General features: G+C 47.8%; 11 protein-coding genes. 3 read left to right on the top strand and 8 right to left on the bottom strand.

Translation table 11 applies throughout. The annotated features are described in order from the left end of the window. Positions 1–347 precede the first annotated feature (347 nt). Positions 348–668: a transposase gene (locus ED312_RS24465; protein WP_123214633.1), complete on the bottom strand. Its 321-nt coding sequence runs from the start codon at positions 666–668 to the stop codon at positions 348–350. 219 nt (positions 669–887) lie between these two features. Further along, the gene (locus ED312_RS03540) at positions 888–1,100 is read right to left on the bottom strand and encodes a hypothetical protein (RefSeq protein ID WP_123214632.1); all 213 of its coding nucleotides are present in this window, start codon (positions 1,098–1,100) and stop codon (positions 888–890) included. Between the two features lie 210 nt (positions 1,101–1,310). Between ED312_RS03540 and ED312_RS03535 the strand changes: the two genes are divergently transcribed. Both ED312_RS03535 and purL read left to right on the top strand, forming a co-directional pair. Then, positions 1,311–2,270, top strand: a complete 960-nt coding sequence (locus ED312_RS03535) for an alpha/beta fold hydrolase (protein WP_123214631.1) — start codon at positions 1,311–1,313, stop codon at positions 2,268–2,270. A gap of 123 nt (positions 2,271–2,393) precedes the next feature. Further along, positions 2,394–6,068 (top strand): phosphoribosylformylglycinamidine synthase, encoded by a 3,675-nt coding sequence (gene purL, locus ED312_RS03530; RefSeq protein ID WP_123214635.1) that lies wholly within the window; start codon positions 2,394–2,396, stop codon positions 6,066–6,068. An 85-nt stretch (positions 6,069–6,153) separates the two neighbouring features. On the opposite strand, the gene ED312_RS03525 is transcribed toward purL, so the two are convergent. The 4 genes from ED312_RS03525 to ED312_RS03510 form a co-directional block, all read right to left on the bottom strand. Further along, on the bottom strand, positions 6,154–6,561 hold the full coding sequence (locus ED312_RS03525) for a nuclear transport factor 2 family protein (protein WP_123214630.1): 408 nt from the start codon (positions 6,559–6,561) through the stop codon (positions 6,154–6,156). Positions 6,562–6,611: 50 nt separating this feature from the next. Continuing rightward, entirely contained in the window at positions 6,612–8,888 is a 2,277-nt protein-coding gene (tamL, locus tag ED312_RS03520) for a translocation and assembly module lipoprotein TamL (RefSeq protein ID WP_123214634.1), read from the bottom strand. Positions 8,889–9,008: 120 nt separating this feature from the next. Then, a complete protein-coding gene (locus ED312_RS03515; RefSeq protein WP_123214629.1) occupies positions 9,009–14,114 on the bottom strand; it encodes a translocation/assembly module TamB domain-containing protein in 5,106 nt (1,701 codons plus the stop codon). 94 nt (positions 14,115–14,208) lie between these two features. Further along, positions 14,209–15,432: an MFS transporter gene (locus tag ED312_RS03510; RefSeq protein ID WP_123214628.1), complete on the bottom strand. Its 1,224-nt coding sequence runs from the start codon at positions 15,430–15,432 to the stop codon at positions 14,209–14,211. A gap of 215 nt (positions 15,433–15,647) precedes the next feature. On the opposite strand from ED312_RS03510, the gene ED312_RS03505 reads away from it, so the two are divergent. Beyond that, the gene (locus ED312_RS03505; RefSeq protein WP_148044203.1) at positions 15,648–16,235 is read left to right on the top strand and encodes a Crp/Fnr family transcriptional regulator; all 588 of its coding nucleotides are present in this window, start codon (positions 15,648–15,650) and stop codon (positions 16,233–16,235) included. Positions 16,236–16,241: 6 nt separating this feature from the next. Here ED312_RS03505 and ED312_RS03500 read toward each other — a convergent pair whose 3' ends face one another. Continuing rightward, positions 16,242–18,212, bottom strand: a complete 1,971-nt coding sequence (locus tag ED312_RS03500) for an aconitate hydratase (protein ID WP_123214626.1) — start codon at positions 18,210–18,212, stop codon at positions 16,242–16,244. A gap of 143 nt (positions 18,213–18,355) precedes the next feature. Next, a partial coding sequence (locus ED312_RS03495) for a DUF2652 domain-containing protein (protein ID WP_206363200.1) occupies positions 18,356–19,037 on the bottom strand: 682 nt, incomplete at its 5' end.

The raw sequence follows: 19,037 nt of genomic DNA, 5'->3' as shown, positions 1-19,037 counted from the left end.
CCCGATGCTCTGCATCGAAATGAGCTAAGGTTTGGCTCGTTTGAATACCTCGTGTCCCGATCCCGATATACATCGGGATTATCGGGCTTGCCCCGAGGTAGTTGATTGGTCTCAGTTTAGGGTGTCAAACCCTGCAATTTTATTGCAGTACTTTAGTAGTGCGAAAAAATTATAATCCAGGTTATTGAGTTATTGTGTGTTGACCAAATAACTTAATAACTCAATCCACCTAATAACTTGGTGATTTTATTGCTTTCTAAAAAGGGGGACTTTTAGTCCCCGGTAAAGAAAACCTCTGCACCTTTCAGTGCAGAGTGGTTTAGTCATTATTCTGAATTCGGTTATATCTATGGAGAATATCTCTGTGTATTGACCAGATGGATTTGCGAACAGAGCCACCGTTTAGCCTGTTGGAGTTTTACTATCAGTTTCTTGAAATTAAACCCGGCGGCAGCCATGATAAAGTTTATACTATTGCTCACTTGTCCTTTCAAGAAGTTTCTCGCTACCCTATGGTCTGTTTTGAGATGCCCGATAACGGGTTCTATGGCGGCTCTTCTGCGATGATGTTTACGTTTTTTCCGTCTCTGATAGGTGGTATCTCTTTTTAATCGAGGCTTAGCTAGCCCTTGCTTATACAGTAAACTTGTGGTTCGTGCAGGGTACAAATCTTATCCTTACTGCCTTTCTTCTGTGCTAATACCTTTTTTAAGAGTTCCAGTTCCCGGGTAAAGTCCCCTGGTGGAAGTTTACGTGCTAACTCCCTAATCAGGCGCCCTGCAATGGTCTTGAGTTTCCGTTTAGCAGCATCGGCTTTCTTTCGACGTTTGGGATGAGTGCCGTGGTAAGTGTCCCGAAGGAGTTGTTTGGATGTGTGTTTATAGCTCCTACGCAAAACAATTCTTCCCTTTTTTTGCCTTTTTCACACATTGATCAACAATCTTTTTGTGCAGCTTGGCATCGGTAGGATGCGTGATGTTCTTTTCCTGGGTGGTGCTATCGACACTCACATGATAGAGCGAATGTCGGGGATTCAGCTGCTCGGCTAAGGTCGGGGCTAAAAAAATAAGCTGGGATATAACTTTGTATTTTGCCCGCATTTGACAAGGTTTTACTCCGTAATTTACTGATATATGGTCATTTGGAATACCTTTTTCAACCAAAAATCACCCGGAATACCAGTAAAATCAATAGGGCATTCTATTTTTAATGCTTGACTAAGTAAAAAAACAGTCAAACGGCATAAGGAAGAAAGGCAGTGACCGAAAGTGTAACAATCTGCATTCCGGATCGTCTTTTGAATAAAAAAAATGCAGAAACTATTCCTCTTCGCATGGTTTGTTCTTTTACAGGCCGGGTTATTATACGCCCAGGATGAAAAATACACAGAGTGGTACCTACAAAAGAACGATGTGGAAATCTTTGTAAAGGAAATCCTGTCCGGCAAAGATACCGTTATTGTGGTCCACGGTGGTTTCGGGGCCAGTCACCACTATATGGCAGATGCTATAAAAGGCCTGGAGGATAAATTCCATTTCATATTGTATGACCAGAGAGGGTCTTTACTCTCCCCCGCAAAAAAAGAAAATCTTTCTTTTCAGGAAAATGTCAGGGACCTGTATGACCTGACACAGGCCTTGAAAATGAAAAAGGTAAAACTCCTGTGTCATTCTATGGGGACACTGGTTGGGATGGAGCTCGCCAGGCAGTACCCGGATCTCGTTGATAACCTGGTTCTGACCGGTATTGTAATGCCCAAATCGGACAGTGTAAAAAGTGTTTTTTCCGAACGGTATGAAAAACAGGTGAAATTTCTTTTAAACCGGAAAGAGGTCCTCCGGCTAAAGCAGCCTTATAAAGATAAGGGGGTGGACACTTTACGATCTGTCGATGACATTGTAAACTCCCCATTATCACATAAAGACCTTACGGAATACTGGAGGATAAATTTTGCGGCGGTAAATATATATGACGTTAAAAAATACAATCTTTTAAAAGGCGGTAGGGCCTATTACAATCCCGCTGCTTCGGTTATGTCCGAAACCGTCAACTGGAAATACGACTACAGGCAGATTATGGATAAAAACACCAAAACTACCGTTATTAACGGGACCTATGACTTTTTTGATTTTAACGGCGAAAAACTCGGGCAACTTTTGAAAGACTACCGGAAAATAAAACTGCATATTATTCCCCGTGCCGGGCATAACAGCTGGATAGACGCCCCTGTTTTATTCCGTAAATACCTGGAAAAAGGATTGTTGAGATGAGGACTTCCGGTCTAAATTTAATCCTCTTACAAGAGAGAACATTTTAAATAATTAATTAACTTTGCACCTTCTGATAAAGACACTACAAATACCAGTATAAAACAGGACTAATTCAACAACATGATGATCCTTTTCTTCGGAAACCCAGAACAGAAAGTTTTTGCGGTTCAGACCAGTAAAGAACTCACCAGGGAAGATAATTTAAAACTGACATGGTTGTTTGGCGGCGAGCCCAACCTGGAAGCGGCGTCTCTCGACGCCTTTTTTGTTGGCCCCCGCGCTACCATGGTCACCCCCTGGAGTACCAACGCCGTAGAGATCACCCAGAACATGGGCATTTCCGGTATTATAAGGATCGAGGAATTCCTCGGCGTAACGGAAAACTTTACGGACTTCGACCCGATGCTTTCGCAGAAGTACAACGGGCTGAACCAGGATATATTTACCATTCACATACAGCCCGAACCTGTCAGGGAGATAGATGATATCGCCGCTTATAACCGGGAGGAAGGGCTGGCCTTAAGCGAAGAAGAGGTCGGGTACCTTGTAAAACTGTCCGGAAAACTGGGCAGAAAGCTTACGGACTCGGAAGTGTTCGGTTTTTCCCAGGTGAACTCGGAGCACTGCCGCCATAAGATATTCAATGGTACTTTCGTTATAGACGGAGAGGAAAAACCGGTATCGCTCTTCAAACTTATTAAAAAGACTTCCGAAGAGAACCCCAACGATATTGTTTCCGCTTACAAAGACAATGTGGCCTTTGTCAAAGGGCCCCGCATACAACAGTTCGCTCCCGCAAGTGCGGACAAACCCGATTTTTACCGGGTGAGCGATTTTGACTCCGTTATTTCGCTGAAAGCGGAGACGCATAATTTTCCTACTACGGTAGAGCCGTTCAACGGTGCGGCTACCGGATCGGGCGGGGAAATACGGGACCGCCTGGCAGGCGGACAGGGATCTCTGCCCCTTGCAGGTACTGCCGTGTATATGACTTCTTATTCGCGACTGGAAGACGACCGCCCGTGGGAAAAGGGAATGCCGGAGCGCAAATGGCTCTACCAAACGCCTATGGATATCCTTATCAAAGCATCCAACGGGGCTTCTGATTTCGGCAATAAATTCGGACAGCCGCTCATTGCAGGCTCCCTTCTTACGTTCGAACACCGGGAAACAACCGGAACAGATGCGAGGAAACTCGGGTATGATAAAGTCATAATGCTTGCCGGGGGTATCGGTTACGGAAAAGCGAGCCAGTCCAGGAAACAGACGCCTAAAAAAGGTGATAAAATAGTGATTCTCGGTGGTGACAATTACCGTATAGGTATGGGAGGAGCCGCAGTATCCTCTGCGGATACGGGAGAATTCAGCAGCGGAATAGAACTGAATGCCATTCAGCGTTCCAACCCGGAAATGCAGAAAAGGGCCGCCAATGCCGTACGGGGCATGGTGGAGAGTGAAAACAATTCCATCGTCTCCATCCATGACCACGGTGCCGGGGGGCACCTGAACTGCCTTTCGGAACTGGTAGAGGAAACCGGGGGGAAAATAGACCTGGACAAATTGCCTATAGGCGACCCTACCCTTTCGGCCAAAGAGATCATCGGAAACGAATCGCAGGAACGCATGGGATTGGTTATCGGGGAAAAAGATGCGGGCACCCTGCAACGCATTGCGGAAAGAGAACGCTCTCCCATGTACCAGGTGGGGGACGTTACCGGAGATCACCGCTTTACTTTCCAGTCTTCCTCCGACGGGCAAAAACCGATGGACCTGGACCTTGCCGATATGTTCGGAAGTTCTCCGAAGACCATCATGAAAGACAAAACGGTTCCGGCAATCTATACGGACCCGGAATATAAAACAGGCTTAACAGAAGACTACCTGAAACAGGTACTGCAACTGGAAGCCGTAGCCTGTAAAGACTGGCTTACGAACAAGGTAGACCGCTGTGTCAGCGGCCGTGTGGCAAAACAGCAATGTGCAGGCCCCCTGCAACTGCCGCTTAATAACTGCGGGGTAATGGCACTGGATTACCAGGGCAAAGAAGGGATTGCCACTTCCATAGGGCACTCCCCTGTTTCGGCGCTGATCGACCCGGTGGCCGGAAGCCGCAACAGTATAGCCGAGGCATTGACCAATATCATATGGGCCCCGCTCAAAGATGGCCTGCAAAGTGTTTCCCTCTCTGCCAACTGGATGTGGCCTTGCAAAAATGAAGGAGAGGACGCCCGTTTGTACGAAGCGGTACGGGGATGCTCTGATTTTGCCATAGCCCTGGGGATAAACATCCCTACGGGGAAAGATTCGCTTTCCATGAAGCAGAAGTATCCGGATGACGAAGTTATCGCCCCCGGAACCGTAATCATCTCCGCCGCAGGTAACTGTAACGATATTACCGCGGTGGTAGAACCGGTTTTACAAAGAAACAGCGGTAGCATTTACTATATTAACCTTTCCGGCGATAGCTTTAAGCTTGGCGGATCGTCTTTTGCACAGGTATGCAATAAGATAGGTTCGGAAGCCCCCACGATCCGGGATGCGGCATATTTTAAGAATACCTTTAATACCATACAGAAACTGATCAGGGACGGGAAAATCGCAGCCGGCCATGACGTGGGAAGCGGCGGGCTTATTACCACCCTGCTGGAAATGTGCTTCGCGGACATTGACCTGGGGGCACATATAGACCTTTCCGTTCTCGGGGAACCCGATTCCGTAAAAGCCTTGTTCAATGAAAATATCGGTATCGTATTCCAGGCCACTTCCCCCGAAGCAGAACGTGTGCTTGCGGAAAATAATATCGAATTTTTCCGTATCGGTGAAGTTGTGGAGGGAGACCGCCTGCAGCTGAAGAACGGAAATGACAATTTTTCGTTCGGTATCAGCGACCTCCGCGATACGTGGTACAGGACTTCTTTCCTGCTGGATAAAAGGCAGAGCGGGGAAGTCAGGGCACAGGAACGTTTTGACAATTATAAGAAACAGCCGCTCAAATACAGTTTCCCTTCGGCTTTCGAAGGAAAAAAACCCGCTCTGCCGGGTACGGTCCGCCCAAAAGCGGCCATTCTCCGGGAAAAAGGAAGTAATTCCGAGCGGGAAATGGCCAATGCCATGTATATGGCCGGGTTTGACGTAAAGGACGTACATATGACCGACCTTATCTCCGGGCGCGAAACACTGGAAGATATTCAGTTCATCGGCGCTGTCGGAGGGTTTTCCAATTCGGACGTACTGGGCTCTGCCAAAGGGTGGGCCGGAGCTTTCCTGTACAACGACAAGGCCCGTAAGGCCCTGGAGAATTTCTTTAACAGGGAAGACACCCTTTCTCTCGGCGTGTGCAACGGTTGCCAGCTGTTTATCGAACTGGGGCTTATAAACCCGGATCACGAGGAAAAACCGAAAATGCTGCACAATGCATCACACAAGTTCGAGTGCACATTCTCCGCTGTGGAAATACAGCCCAACCATTCGGTAATGCTGGGCTCCCTGGCCGGAACAAAACTGGGTATCTGGTCTGCACACGGAGAAGGTAAATTCTCTTTTCCTTATGAAGAATCCAGGTATAACATCGTAGCAAAATACGCTTACGAAGGATACCCGTCCAGTCCCAACGGATCGGACTTCAATACGGCGATGATGGTTTCTGATGACGGGCGGCACCTGGTGACCATGCCTCATTTTGAGCGTTCCATCTTCCCGTGGAACTGGGCCCATTACCCTAAAGACAGAAAAGATACGGTTACTCCGTGGATAGAAGGTTTCGTGAATGCCAGAAAATGGCTGGAGAACCGGAAATAGGGACCTGTAAAAATCCCGTATAACTCAAACAGGCTGTTTTCCGTGCGGAAAACAGCCTGTTTGCTTCAGGCATCTTACACCGGAATTACCCTGCCGACAGGGCTTCCGCTACCGCATAACTATCTTCCTGTAAACAATACCGGACTATTTTATTATTCTCAGCGGTAATATGTATCGAAAAAACGGAGTCCACAATTTTTCCCGTTTTCAGCATTTTAGTGGAAAAATCACCGATAACAACGGCAAAGTTTTCTTCTGCGATAATATGGTGCAGCCGGGCATTGACCGGTTCGGTATTTTCCCATAAAAGCACAAAAAAATCCTCGATCTCCTGTTTTGATTCCCTCCTGCCGAGCCAGGGAGCCAGTTGTGCATTTCCGGGAATATGCCAGTCCACCCTATCTGCAAAGAGTTCAAGAAGTTCAGGGAGTTTGCGCTGTGTTAGGGCTTGCAGGAATTGTTGTACCAGTTGCTGTGTTTGTTCTGTAGACATGAGGTTTATAGTATTTGCGGTTATGTGTTTATTATATTTGAAAAGACAGGTCAGAACGGGTATCCTATGGCAAAATTGAGTATGGGATCTTTAAAGCCGAAGTCCCACCGCTCTCCTTCCGACAGCCAGGGCTTATGCCACGGGGCGGCAAGATCAAGGCGTATTACAAACCCCTGAACGTCTACACGAAGCCCGGCCCCGCCACCTATACCCAGTTCTTTCATGAAATTGCCTGTGAATTTTCCCCCGCCTCCCGATAAAGAATCATTTTCGGTAGTATTCCATACGTTCCCGGCATCGACAAACAGGGCTCCCTTGAGGTATGAAATGATCGGGAAGCGGTATTCCATATTAAATTCCAGTCTCAGGTTCCCTGTCTGTTCAAAAAAGGTGGTTGTCTGATTGTCGTCGTCACGCTCCGGGTTATAGGTACCCGGCCCGAGGGACCGTATGCGGAAAGCCCTTACGCTGTACGGCCCCCCGGAAAAAAACAGTTTGCTGTACGGCATGATCTCCGAATTTCCGTACGGTATGCCAAGCCCGGCAAACAGGCGTGTAGCCAGTTTCTTTTCACGTCCCAACCGCAGATGGTAGCGGATATCCACATCCAGTTTGGCGTACTGCGAATATTCCAGCCCCAGAAAACTACGGGGACGTTCGTTACCCGAAGCGCTGAAAAGGTCCAGCATATTCCCTGCCATATCCAGGGTGGAATTCAGGAAAAACTGGTGCTTTTTGTATTGATCCACCATACCGTTATAGGTAAAGGAATAGGTAAGTCCCGCAATAAACTGCTGGTTAAAACTATTTCTCAGAAAAGGATTCTGGTCCAGTATATCCTCAAATTCCTGCGTAGTATTGGCCAGGTTTACATAATTGAGGGATATGGGGTTGAATTCGTGAGTAATATAGCGATTGGCATCCCAAAGGTATCCGAAACTCGAAGATGCCGTTATCAGGCTGTACAGGTTGCTTCTCCGAAGGTAATCGATCCCCACACTGATCTTTGTCTTGGGAATGGCGTATTCAAACCAGTTTTCCTTGATCCGGACAGGAGATAAGACCCGGGGAAATATAAGGTCTGTCTTCAGCCCCAGTTGCAGGCTGTTCAGCCCGGTATTACTTCCTCCGGCCAGTTGCATTTCGTATCCTACACTCGCCGTGGTGTTGAGTATCTCGCCTCCTTTAAACAGGTTTCGGTTGGTAAGGGTCGTGGCCAGGTTGGGGCCCATAAAATTATTGGATTTGACCACGGCCTGTAACTCCGCGCGTAAAGACCTTTTGTTGAGGGGCGACAGGAAAATATTTGCGGCAAGGGCACGGGTACTGTCCGTCGCCAGGGAATCGATCTCATCATACCGGATATTTACAAACTTATACGTGCCGATCGAGGTAAGTCTCCTGCTGGTGTTCCTGGAAACCTCCGGATTGTACAACTGGTCCTTGTTTATGAGGATAAAAGGGTCCAGTTTCTTTGGCAGGAAAAAATCCTCCCCGGGCTGAATATAGTTTTTATTGTTCAGCAGTAACGTGTCCCGGGCTATGGTATCGTTCAAAGCTACGTAATTCGGGTATACGGTAACCTGCCTTATGCGGTACGGAACGGTCGATCTGGCGGGGACATCTTTTTTCAGGCGAAGAAAAAGATCAAACTTTTTGTCCTTGTACTGGTTGGTATCGGCCTCGAAAATAAGAAAATCGGGACTGAAATTATAATATCCCTTAGCTTTGACCGCCCTGTCCAACCGTTCTCTTTCCGACGTCATCGCGCCCAGGTCAAACCGCATGTCGGGCTTTATGATCCATTTCCGGATATTTTTTTTAATTTCCTTTATCACCGGAACGGAATCTTCGTCAACGATATAGTTTTTCAGGCGGTACGGTTCGGAAAGCTGTACGGTATAAAACGCACTTGCCTTTTTCTTTTTTTCATTCTCTTCAAGCCTTGATATGATATCACTGTAAAAAAAGCCTCTGTTTTCCAGCCGGTTGCGTATGATGTCTTCTGTCCGGGAAATTTCCACATCGGAAGCGTATACGGGTTTCTCCCCTATCTTTTTATTTAAAAACCTGTTGATGAACCCGGGGTTTTTCTTCTGAGCCTTATAATGTGCCCGGAGCCCCCAGTACACCCCCAGGGTTTTGTTGTTGGGTACCGGGCGAAGTACTTCCTCCAGTTCCGTTTCGATGTCCCCTATACTTTTTATACTGCCTTTTAAAGAATCCGGCACATTGATCTCCAGTTCGGCACCGGTGTAGAGCAATTCTCCTTCCGGGATGTACTTTTTTATGCTGCAGGCAGAAAACACAAGCAGGCACAGGCCCATAAGAAACTTTTTTCCAAAAATCCGTCCGGGGCTTTTCCGTATTTTCAACACCTTTGTTTCCATAGTATTCTTTCTGTCTTTTTCGTCCCTTCTTATGTTTATGATCCGAACACGGGAACTTTAACCTTTATTGTCATTATCCGGCTTTGTTTCTTTTTCCTTTTCCTTATTTTCCTTCTCCTGTTTCTTTTTTTCGCCGGCTTCTTTCTCTTCCTGTTTCTCCCTGGCGGTCTTTCTGAATAGTTCCCTGTACTTGTTGAACTCACGGGTAAAGATCAGGGCTATTCCGTTTACGATCAGCTGGCCGTCTATTATGTTCTGGTATTCGTTTTTACGGAAACCTTTCAGGCGGTACCTGCCATCTTCCGTAAGCAGGTATTCAATACTGACATTACCGATGAGCGGGTTTTCCTGTCCGGGTTCCTGGTTGCTTCCCTGGATGTCCACTTCACTTCCCACACTGATAATCACCCGGTCGTCAAACAGTTTTTTTCGCGCGGTAATATCCAGCTGGGTCCTGTCCTGGGGGCTGCTGCCCTGGTAGTCGGTATAACTGTCCAGTCCGAAATCCAGTTCCACCCCCGATTCGCCCAGTAATTTATCCGACAGGGCATTTAATTGTCCGGACAGTGCCTGGTTAAGGTTATCACGGGCAACAGCCACTGCCCCGCCCCCGCTTCCGTCACTGCCGGATTCGGGGAAGAAACGGTTGAACACCAGCAGGGAGAATACCTGTCTGTTGAGTTCGTCTTCCTGCTCGTTTAATTGCTGTACCCTGCTGTATACCTGCCCTCCTATGGCCCCCTGGCTGTCTTCGGGCATATCCAGGTCAAAACTCAGCTGCGGGGTCATGAGTTCCCCGCTTATATTGAGATAGACCATAAAAGGCAATTGCTGCCGGAACCTACCGCTTTCAGAGGGAGATGCAGTGGTATTTTGGATGGCCATTATAGGCGAGGCAGCGGCCTTTACTTCGTACATGGCCCTGATATCCAGGTCGGCATCCAGCGGATCTCCTGCCCATGTAACGCTGCTGCCTTCGATGATATCGAATTTTCTTTTTACCAGGTTGTACAGGTTCAGCTCATAGTGTCCTTCCTTGAGGGTATATTTTCCGGACAGCGTTGTTCTCCCGTTGGGATACAGGTTAAAAGTAAGCTCGCCTCCCCCGGCAACCCTGAGGTTGTCATTGGTCTGCTCGTTTATGATTATATTAAATACGGCATTGTCATCTATGGTGATCAGCGAGTTCAGTTCAAAACCGGACACGGTAACGGATTCTTCCCTGGTTTTGGTAAGTATATCGTCCGGGTCTTCCCGGTTTACAAAAATCACCACCCCGTCGCGTTCCACGATCTCCAGTTCGGATTCGGGGACAATATAAGTTACGTCCGTTTCCGGGTTGACATGCAGTTTCATATCGATCTTCGGTATACGGAGATTTCCTTTTATAGCGGCTTCTACATCAAAGACGGCTTCACCGAAAAAGAGATCATTGTCTTCTCTTTTGGAATGCAAAGCCTTGAAGTTATCCGCACTCAGCTGTAGATCGAATGACGGATTGAGCATATCTTCGGTCAGCACATTACCGTTTATGGTGAATTCGCTGTTGTTTTCGTCCGCAATGGTGAAATTGTCCAGATAAAGCCCTTTGTTGTCTATATTGAGGGTTTCCGCAGGCAGCCGGAATAAGGTATTCAGTGCGGTCACCCTGAACCGGACATCGTTGAACCTGAAATTGCCTTTATATACCGGGTCTGCCGTAGTGCCACTCATTTCCACGTTTCCGGAAACATAGCCGCCGGCCTCCGATATCTGGTCTCCTGCAAAAGCTTCGGCAAGGGTGGTCTTCAGGGAATTCAGGTCCATGTTAAGCCGGAGTTTCCCGCTTTCTGCCGTTTCGTAACTTCCGGTCATGTCCATATCAATCTCGCCCCCTTTCAGTGCCAGGTTAAAATCGTAATTTTCCCCGCCCGGAGATCGTGCATCCAGTGATAATGTACCGAGAGGGGCTTTCATTACTTCCAGCTCATTCATTTTCAGGTCGGCCAGAAAGCCCGGTGTACCCAGGGGGTCTTCGGCAATAATATTGCCGTTCAGTATACCATTGGCAAGGGTCTCATCCGGGTTCAGATAACTGAGAAAAGAGGCCAGCCTGAAATTACTGAACTCCACGGCTATATTGTCCTTTTTACTTTCGGTGCCCGGTACTTCGCTGTGTATCTTCAGCTGCTGCCCGTTGCGTTCTATACTGAAATCGCGGAACTGTACCGCCTCGGGGTAAATCATTATTTCATTGGAAGCCGGGATATTCCAGGTTCTTTTGTTGAGAATGAGCTCTGCCGGGCGGATATGTACCCTGAGGGAGTCGTTGCTGCGCGAAATTTCCGTTTGCACGGCAACCAGTTTTTCTTCTTCGTGGAAAGCATTGAAATCGAGGAACAGTTTCCGGTCGGACACACGGCCGTCCAGGGCGGTATTCTGAATGGCAACGGGGCCGGCTTTCAGGTCTTTAAAACCAAAATGTCCCGTGAGTTCTCCTTCTCCGGAATCCACTCGCAACAGAAGGCTGTCTATTTCATTTCCATTGTAATTTATATGGGGCATTTGAATATCCGCTGCAAAATAACGTTCCCGTTCCCTGAAATCCGCATCTATTTTTATGGTGTCCAGTTCTTTCAGCCCGGTAAGAAATACATCGCTGAGAATAGGTGCGCTGTTCACCGTTGCCCTTATTCTCAGTTCCGCAGGCACCGGCGGAATGGCGTGTTTCAGTGAGTCTGCAGCCGTAACTGTCGTATCCGCCCTGTCCGACATCAAAGAACGGAAATGTCTTTGCAGTGCTTTTCCGAGTCCCTCCGGGCCGATATTGGAATACAATTCCATATCGAGCATCTTGTTTTTTACTTCCAGGGAAGTCGTGTCCTTATCAGCAAGGGCTTTCAGGGAGATGTCCCCCAGGGGATAGGAATTCTGGTCGTAGACAGCAATGCCGTCGGTAATGTCCGAGCTCAATGTAAAGCTTTCGGTATTCCCTTTAAAATCCGCATGAAGTTTCATGGCGCCCCTGACGGACCGGTCCGTAAGTCCGAGCGCATGCAGGTCTGCTCCTTTCAGGTTGAGATCCGCCACAAACCTGGGGGATACGGAATCCAGCTCTATCATGGATTCCAGGGCCACATCTATATTGCTGTCTTTATAGGAAGAACTTATATTTCCCTTCCCTTCTTTAATATCCCCCTCCAGGGGAAGATTTTCAATAGTATAACCCTCCAGGGCCAGCCTGGAGATATTGGCATCCAGTAAGGCGTCCATAGTATATACATCCCGGAGCTTGCCCGATGTCTTAACCGTAAGATCCAGCGGCCCTAACTGCGGGTTTTGCAATAATTTTCCCAGGCGCACCCCCTTTACTTCCACATCGGCATCAAAAGGCTTTTCCCCGGAATTGGCAAAATTCCCCGTGAAGCTAATGTCGCCGTCCGAGGTGTTCAGGTCGAGAACAGCATCAACTGCCCCGGTGCTTCCTTCTGTGCTTCCGGAAAGGGCAAGGGAATCGGGAAAACTCACTCCCAGCGCCTCTTCGCTGACAAAGGAGCGTATATCTTCCCTGACCGTATTGAACCTGATTTCAGGAAGGTCAAAACGAAGGCTGTCCGGTTCCGTAACATTCCGAAGTGTTCCCCGGAGCCGGATAGCTGTATTTTTTCCCCAATTTACATCGGCAACAGGGACATTAAGTGTGGTCAGGGTGCCATTCGCTTTCAGCGTACCGTTAACCGGATTCTTTCCCAGGGCCTGCATGTATTCGTTCTTCCTCAGATCGGGCTGGAAACGGAAGGCATCTTCCAGGGCCAGGATAAAATCCGGAAGGTCCAGGCTTACTCCTGCCCTTTCGGGATGTTCCATAAATGCTTTTAATGTGGTATATTCTACCGTTGCATTACCACGTATCCGGTTGTTGTTCAGAAATAATTGCAGCCCGGAAATTTCCATCCCCCGGTCATCGGCTCTGGCCGTAAGGGTAAATTCCTTCAGGTCGAGTCCTGAAGCTTCCCTGAAACGAAAGGTTTCCAGGCTAAGCCCGGCAGCCCTGTCCCTGAGAAAAATATCTTCCCCGTGAAAATAGAACTCTTCGAGGGTAATCGCATCTGCATTAAACCGGCCCGGACCGGGCACGGCACCGTTTACCGTATAGCGAATATTGTTGTTCTCAAGCCTGAGCTCCCCCACCCGCACCTTCCAGTCGGGCCATTCGAAGGATGTACTGTCTTTACTACTAACTTCCTGGTTTAACGAATCTGTCGCCTCATTACCTTTAGTAATAATTTTAACATCCATATCCGAATTTCCGAGAAGTATACGGTGAACATCAATGGAGTTTCCGGCAATATCCGCTTCCGGAAGTTTCAGGTTAAATTTGCCTATATCCGCTTTTGCTTCCAGTCCGTCAGGAACAGACCTGTAGCCGGCTACCAGGGATTCTATATCAAAATTATCGATAACGATATGAGGCAAGGGTGTTTCTTCCTCCTCTTCGGGACTATCATTTTCAGGAAAGGGTGATCTCTGTACATAGAGCAGGTCCGTCTCCCGGATAGCGGCATCCGCAATGTGAAAACGCATATGGTCAATATCGGTCTCTTTCATCCTCAAAAAGAGCTCTCCGAGCTTTAATCGTGTATCTATGCCGCTTACATCATCTTTATACGAGAGGTCGAAACCGGTAAAACGAATATTGTTCAGGTGTATTCCCGGTGCCGGAGATGAGGTGTCGGGAGTTTTCACGGCAGCGGTGTCTTCGGAGGCAAAAGCGTCGATGAGAAACTGAAAATTAAATCCCCGGACGGAATCTTTTCGTGAGATACCGGCCTTCAAACCGTCCCATTCCAGCCGGTTAACTACAATCCGGTTGCGGAAAATGGCAGGCCCCAGGGGGATTTCGGCTTTCAGGCTTTTTGAATAGACAAGCGTATCCCCGGCAACGTCTTCCAGGTAAAGTCCGTCGAGGGTAATATCGCCTGAAAAAGTAATGTAAAGTTTTCCGATCTCTACCCGGGTGCCGGTTTTCCCGGAAACATAGGAAGTAACTTTCCCGATGATAATGTCCTGCCCCCACGGACTGCGGATGAAAAGGACCAACAGGATCAGAAAAATAAAAAAACCGAGCAGTATTCTCCCTGCTATTCTTAAAAACCTAGACTTTCTTTTCTTCTCCTTTTTCAAATCATTCGCATATTGAATATCAAATTTATTGCAAACAATCTGTTTGATAAAGTTTTGCCCTCAATTTATTTGCACTTTAACTGTAGGCAGTTTACTACACTGCCTTCCGTGTTCCTTTTTTGCGGTATTTTACATACCCTACATACCCGAGGGCGCAGAACACAATGGCGGAGGCAACCAGCATCACTACAGGGATACGGCCTGGCATATCGCTGTAATACGTGCCGGAAAAAAGGGCACCGAGACCGATTCCGGCCTCCAGGGCTATATACATGGTTGCCATGGCTTTTCCGCGTTGCCGGGCATTGCTCATATCTATCGTCCATGCGTTTAATGCGGGAGAAAGTATCCCCATGGCCATTCCGTATACAAAAGCCCCGGTCATCAGACCTGAAAACGAGGCGGAAATAGCTATCAACATGAGGGATACGGCGAGGAAAACCAAGCCGGCACAGATAACGGGAGGCCTTCCGTATTTGTCCGAAAGTTTCCCGGCCACAATGCGCACAAGCAAAGAAGAAATGGTATAAAGTATAAAGAAACTCCCTTTGGCAGCAATTCCCAGGTGAGTGCTCCAGTCCGGAATAAGGGTGAGAATAGCTCCAAAAGCAATGTAAGCCAGAAAGGTGACTACGGCCGCGGGTAATACTTCCGGCGCAAGAATATCTTTCCGGGAAATCCTGAGTACGCTTAAACTGAAATCGGATTTATCCCGTAATGTCTCTTTCATACGGACAATGACCAGGATAGACAGCAGCGCAAAAAACGAGGAAGCGTAAAACAAAATATCAAAAGAATAATACATCCGTATAAAACTTCCGGCCGCAGGCCCCAATGCAAACCCGAGACTATAGCAAAGCCCCTGCAATCCCATAGCTTCGCCCCATCGCTCCCTGGGAATAATATCGGCGACATAGGCCGATTTGGCCGTAGGGGTAAAACCCGTGGAAAAACCGTGGATCAACCGCAGGAATAAAAAACCGGAAACACTGCCGAGCAGAGGATAAAAAAGCCCACAGGCCACACATACCACACTCCCGGTGATCATTACCGGAATGCGCCCTACAGTATCGGTAAGCCTGCCGCTGAAAGGGCGGGATATACCGGCAGTAAGGGTAAACAACGATATGATAAGCCCTTTGTACCCCGCCCCGCCCAGGTCGCTGAGATAAGCAGGGAGTTCGGGGATCAGCATGTTGTAACTGGACGAGAACAACAAGGAACTGAGGCATAGCATGGCAAAGCGCAGGTTATAGACCGGATCCCGGGAAACAAATATGGATCTTGAACCTGATATATAACTTTTTAAAACTTTCATATTAAATAAATTCTTTAACATTATCTGGTTTGGTTTTACCCGGTGATTCACGATTTATTTTGATGACATCCTGCCGGATTTGCATTATCATGAATCCGGATAAACACATTTCCGGCCTCCTGCGGATATACCGGTTATGCTTTTTGATTAACTTTGGTTTTCTGCCGTGAATTCGAGGCAAAGGAAAGACTACTTTAGATCACAAAAAAGGACATTTGTCCCGATATGAGAAAATGATACGCATCAACAAGGAATTACTTCGTTACATTACGGAGACAGAGAAAACAAGGCCCGATCATATTCTTCGGGAATGCTACGGTCCGAAAGAGGAGATCATAGCACAGGGGAAAAATGTCTTTTCCGTGTATATCGTAAAAAAGGGCATGATAAAGTGTTATCTGACGGAAGAGAACGGAAAGGACTTTATACAGGAGTTTTTTGGCGAAGGAGAGCTGTTCGGGGAAATCGAAGTACTGAACGGTACCTTGAGTTTCTGTGCCGTAGAAACCGTAACGGAGGCGGAAGTATACAAAATACCGAAAGAAAGATTCATGGAATTACAGCGTGAGGACGTTGCTTTCAACCTGCTTATAATGAAGGCGCTTGCCAGAAAGGTACATTACAAGGCACTGCGGCATTCGCATAACCAGCTATATGCCATAGAAGATAATATACTGCGGTTGAAAAAACAGTTTCCCCGGCTCCTGGAAACGATCCCCAAGAGAGATATAGCCAATTATCTCGGTATAACCCTCAGGAGCCTCAACCGGGTAATCACGAAGCCGGGGGCAGAAGATCATTAAATTTGTCTATACTTCCAGTTTTTCCTTAAAATCGTTAATGATCCCGCCTTTGAGAAGGATCCTTATCTGCCTGTCACTCATGGAATGCCTGGTGGGGATGGTTATCGTATTTCCGTTCTTTTTCCCGATTTCCACCATTATATCTTCTCTGCTTTTCACCTTTTCGGTGAGGTCACTGAACCGGATAATATCGCCCTGCTCTATTTTTTCATAGTCGTCATTATCCAGGAACTCCAGGGGAATAATACCGAAATTCACCAAGTTCTGCCAGGCTATCCGTGCATAGCTTTTTGCTATAACAGCTACCTGTCCGAGGTATTTAGGGGCAATAGCGGCATGTTCCCGGCTGGAGCCCTGTGCGTAATTATCGGCCGCAACCACAATATGGCCACCGAACTTCTCCCTGCTCTCCATGGCCCTGTCGTAAAAGGTCTCATCGATAACAATATAAGAAAACTTGCTGATCTCCGGCAGGTTGCTCCGGAACGGAAGCACTTCTGCCCCTGCCTTCAGGATCTCATCGGTGGAAATATTATCTCCCATTTTCAACAATACAGGAACTTCGTAATGGTCCAGCAAAGGAGGTATATGCGGAAGGGATTTGATATTCGGTCCCTTTTTAAGTTCTATGTTCTCCGTGTTATCGGGCGGGGCTACCAGCATATCGGTATTTATGATCTCTTTTTCGGGGGACCTGAATTCCGGGTAGCTCATACTATACATCTGCTCCATATCCCTCGGGTCCGTGATTTTTCCCGTCAACGCGGATGCGGCCGCGGTTTCCGGGCTGCACAGATGTACCTGGTCGTCTTTGGTCCCTGAGCGGTCGGGAAAATTTCTCGGCATCGTCCTCAGGCTTATGGTTCCAGAGGCAGGCGCCTGTCCCATTCCTATGCATCCCATGCAACCGGACTGGTGAAAACGGGCACCGGCTTTGATCAGATTGGCAAAAGTGCGGTTATCGATCATATTTTCTATGATCTGCCTTGAAGTCGGATTGATATCAAAAGACACATCCTCGCTGACGAATTTATCCTTCACGATCTCACCGGCAATCCAGAAATCCCGCAGTCCCGGATTGGCTGACGATCCGATAACCACCTGGCTGATAGGCTTTCCTTCTACCTCCCGTACGGGTACCACATTACCGGGACTGGTGGGTAGCGCTATAAGCGGTACCAGTTCGTCGAGGACAATTTCGTCATGCAGGTCGTATTGTGCTCCCTCGTCTGCCATCCATTCGGTCCAGTCCTCTTCCCTGCCCTGCGATCTCAAAAAACGCCTGGTTTCCCCGTCGCTGGGAAAAACCGTGGTGGTCGCCCCCAGTTCCGCTCCCATGTTGGCAATAACATGCCTGTCCATGGCGCTAAGGTGTTGAAGGCCCTCCCCGTAATATTCTATAATTTTACCGACGCCTCCTTTTACATTGTGACGGCGGAGCATTTCCAGGATCACATCCTTGGCACTTACCCACGGTGGCAATTTTCCTGTGAGTTTAACCCCCATTACTGCGGGCATTTTTACAAAGTAGGGCTGGCCTGCGATAGCTGCAGCCACATCGAGCCCGCCGGTACCTATGGCCAGCATCCCCAGTGATCCCCCGGCACAGGTATGACTGTCGGACCCCACCAGTGTTTTTCCTGGTTTTCCGAAACGTTCCATATGGACGGGATGACTGACCCCGTTTCCGGGGCGACTGAACCACAATCCGAATTTCTGTGCGGCGGAATGCAGAAAAAGATGGTCGTCCGCATTTTTAAAATCCGTCTGTAAAAGATTGTGGTCTACATACTGTACGGCCACCTCGGTCCGCGCACGCTTCAGTTTCATGGCTTCGAGTTCCAGTTGCACCAGGGTCCCCGTAGCGTCCTGCATAAGGGCCTGGTCTATTTTCAGCCCGATTTCCGTACCCGGGATAAGTTCTCCCTGGACGAGATGTGAGCGAATAAGTTTTTGAGTTACATTCAGTGCTGGCATAAGTAAGCGGTTTTTCTTATCATTTTATATGAAGGGACCGGAAAGAAAAATGCCCCCTCTCCTCTCAAATTTAAGAAAAACAGGGGGCTTTTTAAAATATTCGCGGGCTATTCTTAGCCGGAAAACGGGATTTTAACAAGATATTATACTATTATGCCCTGTACCGGAACAGGTTCGTAATTATAATAGGTATAACCAATATCGTCGGATTTACCGTGGACACCATACATGTCCGGGTTTTTCAGGACAGGGGGAATTGCTTTCAGCAGGTTTTCCGTAAGCAGAACATAGGTTTTGCTCTTAATGGAATTTTTAAGCAGCTGGTGGGCCTGCACTACGGCCTTACCGTATAGTTTCCTAAACCTTCCTATACTGTATTCCGAAACAGGTCCGTAATGTGCTATCAGTTTCAGGGAAAGGTTTATATTATCACCTATAAATGCCTCCAGTTGTGCCAGTTTACGGTTAAAACTGCTGAGCATGATCTCGTATTGGCCTACAACCGACTGCAAATCGTCGGGGGTTCCGTATCCATAGAACAAAACCGCATCTCCTTCAATTTCTGATACGCGGAGGTTGAGTATATTGCTGTCTATAATGGAAGAAAGCAATGCCCGGGTAACGTATTTCCCGGTAAACGGATCTGTTTCGTTCACAAATCTGGTAAATCCGCTTATATCGGGGATGATAATAGTTCCTTCTCTTGCCACCGGGGCCCTCTCCGGCATATATGATTGTCTGGTTGTCCGTAAGACCGGGATATTTTTCATCGCTTTTATTTTTTTGATTGTAGTTTTTCTGCATATGGACCGTTGGTAACGGTGT

The sequence above is a fragment of the Sinomicrobium pectinilyticum genome (genome assembly GCF_003725735.1).
GTDB classification, from domain to species: Bacteria; Bacteroidota; Bacteroidia; order Flavobacteriales; family Flavobacteriaceae; genus Sinomicrobium; species Sinomicrobium pectinilyticum.
The sequence above is the reverse complement of the archived record's forward strand: the minus strand, read 5'-3'. Positions and strand labels throughout refer to the sequence as shown.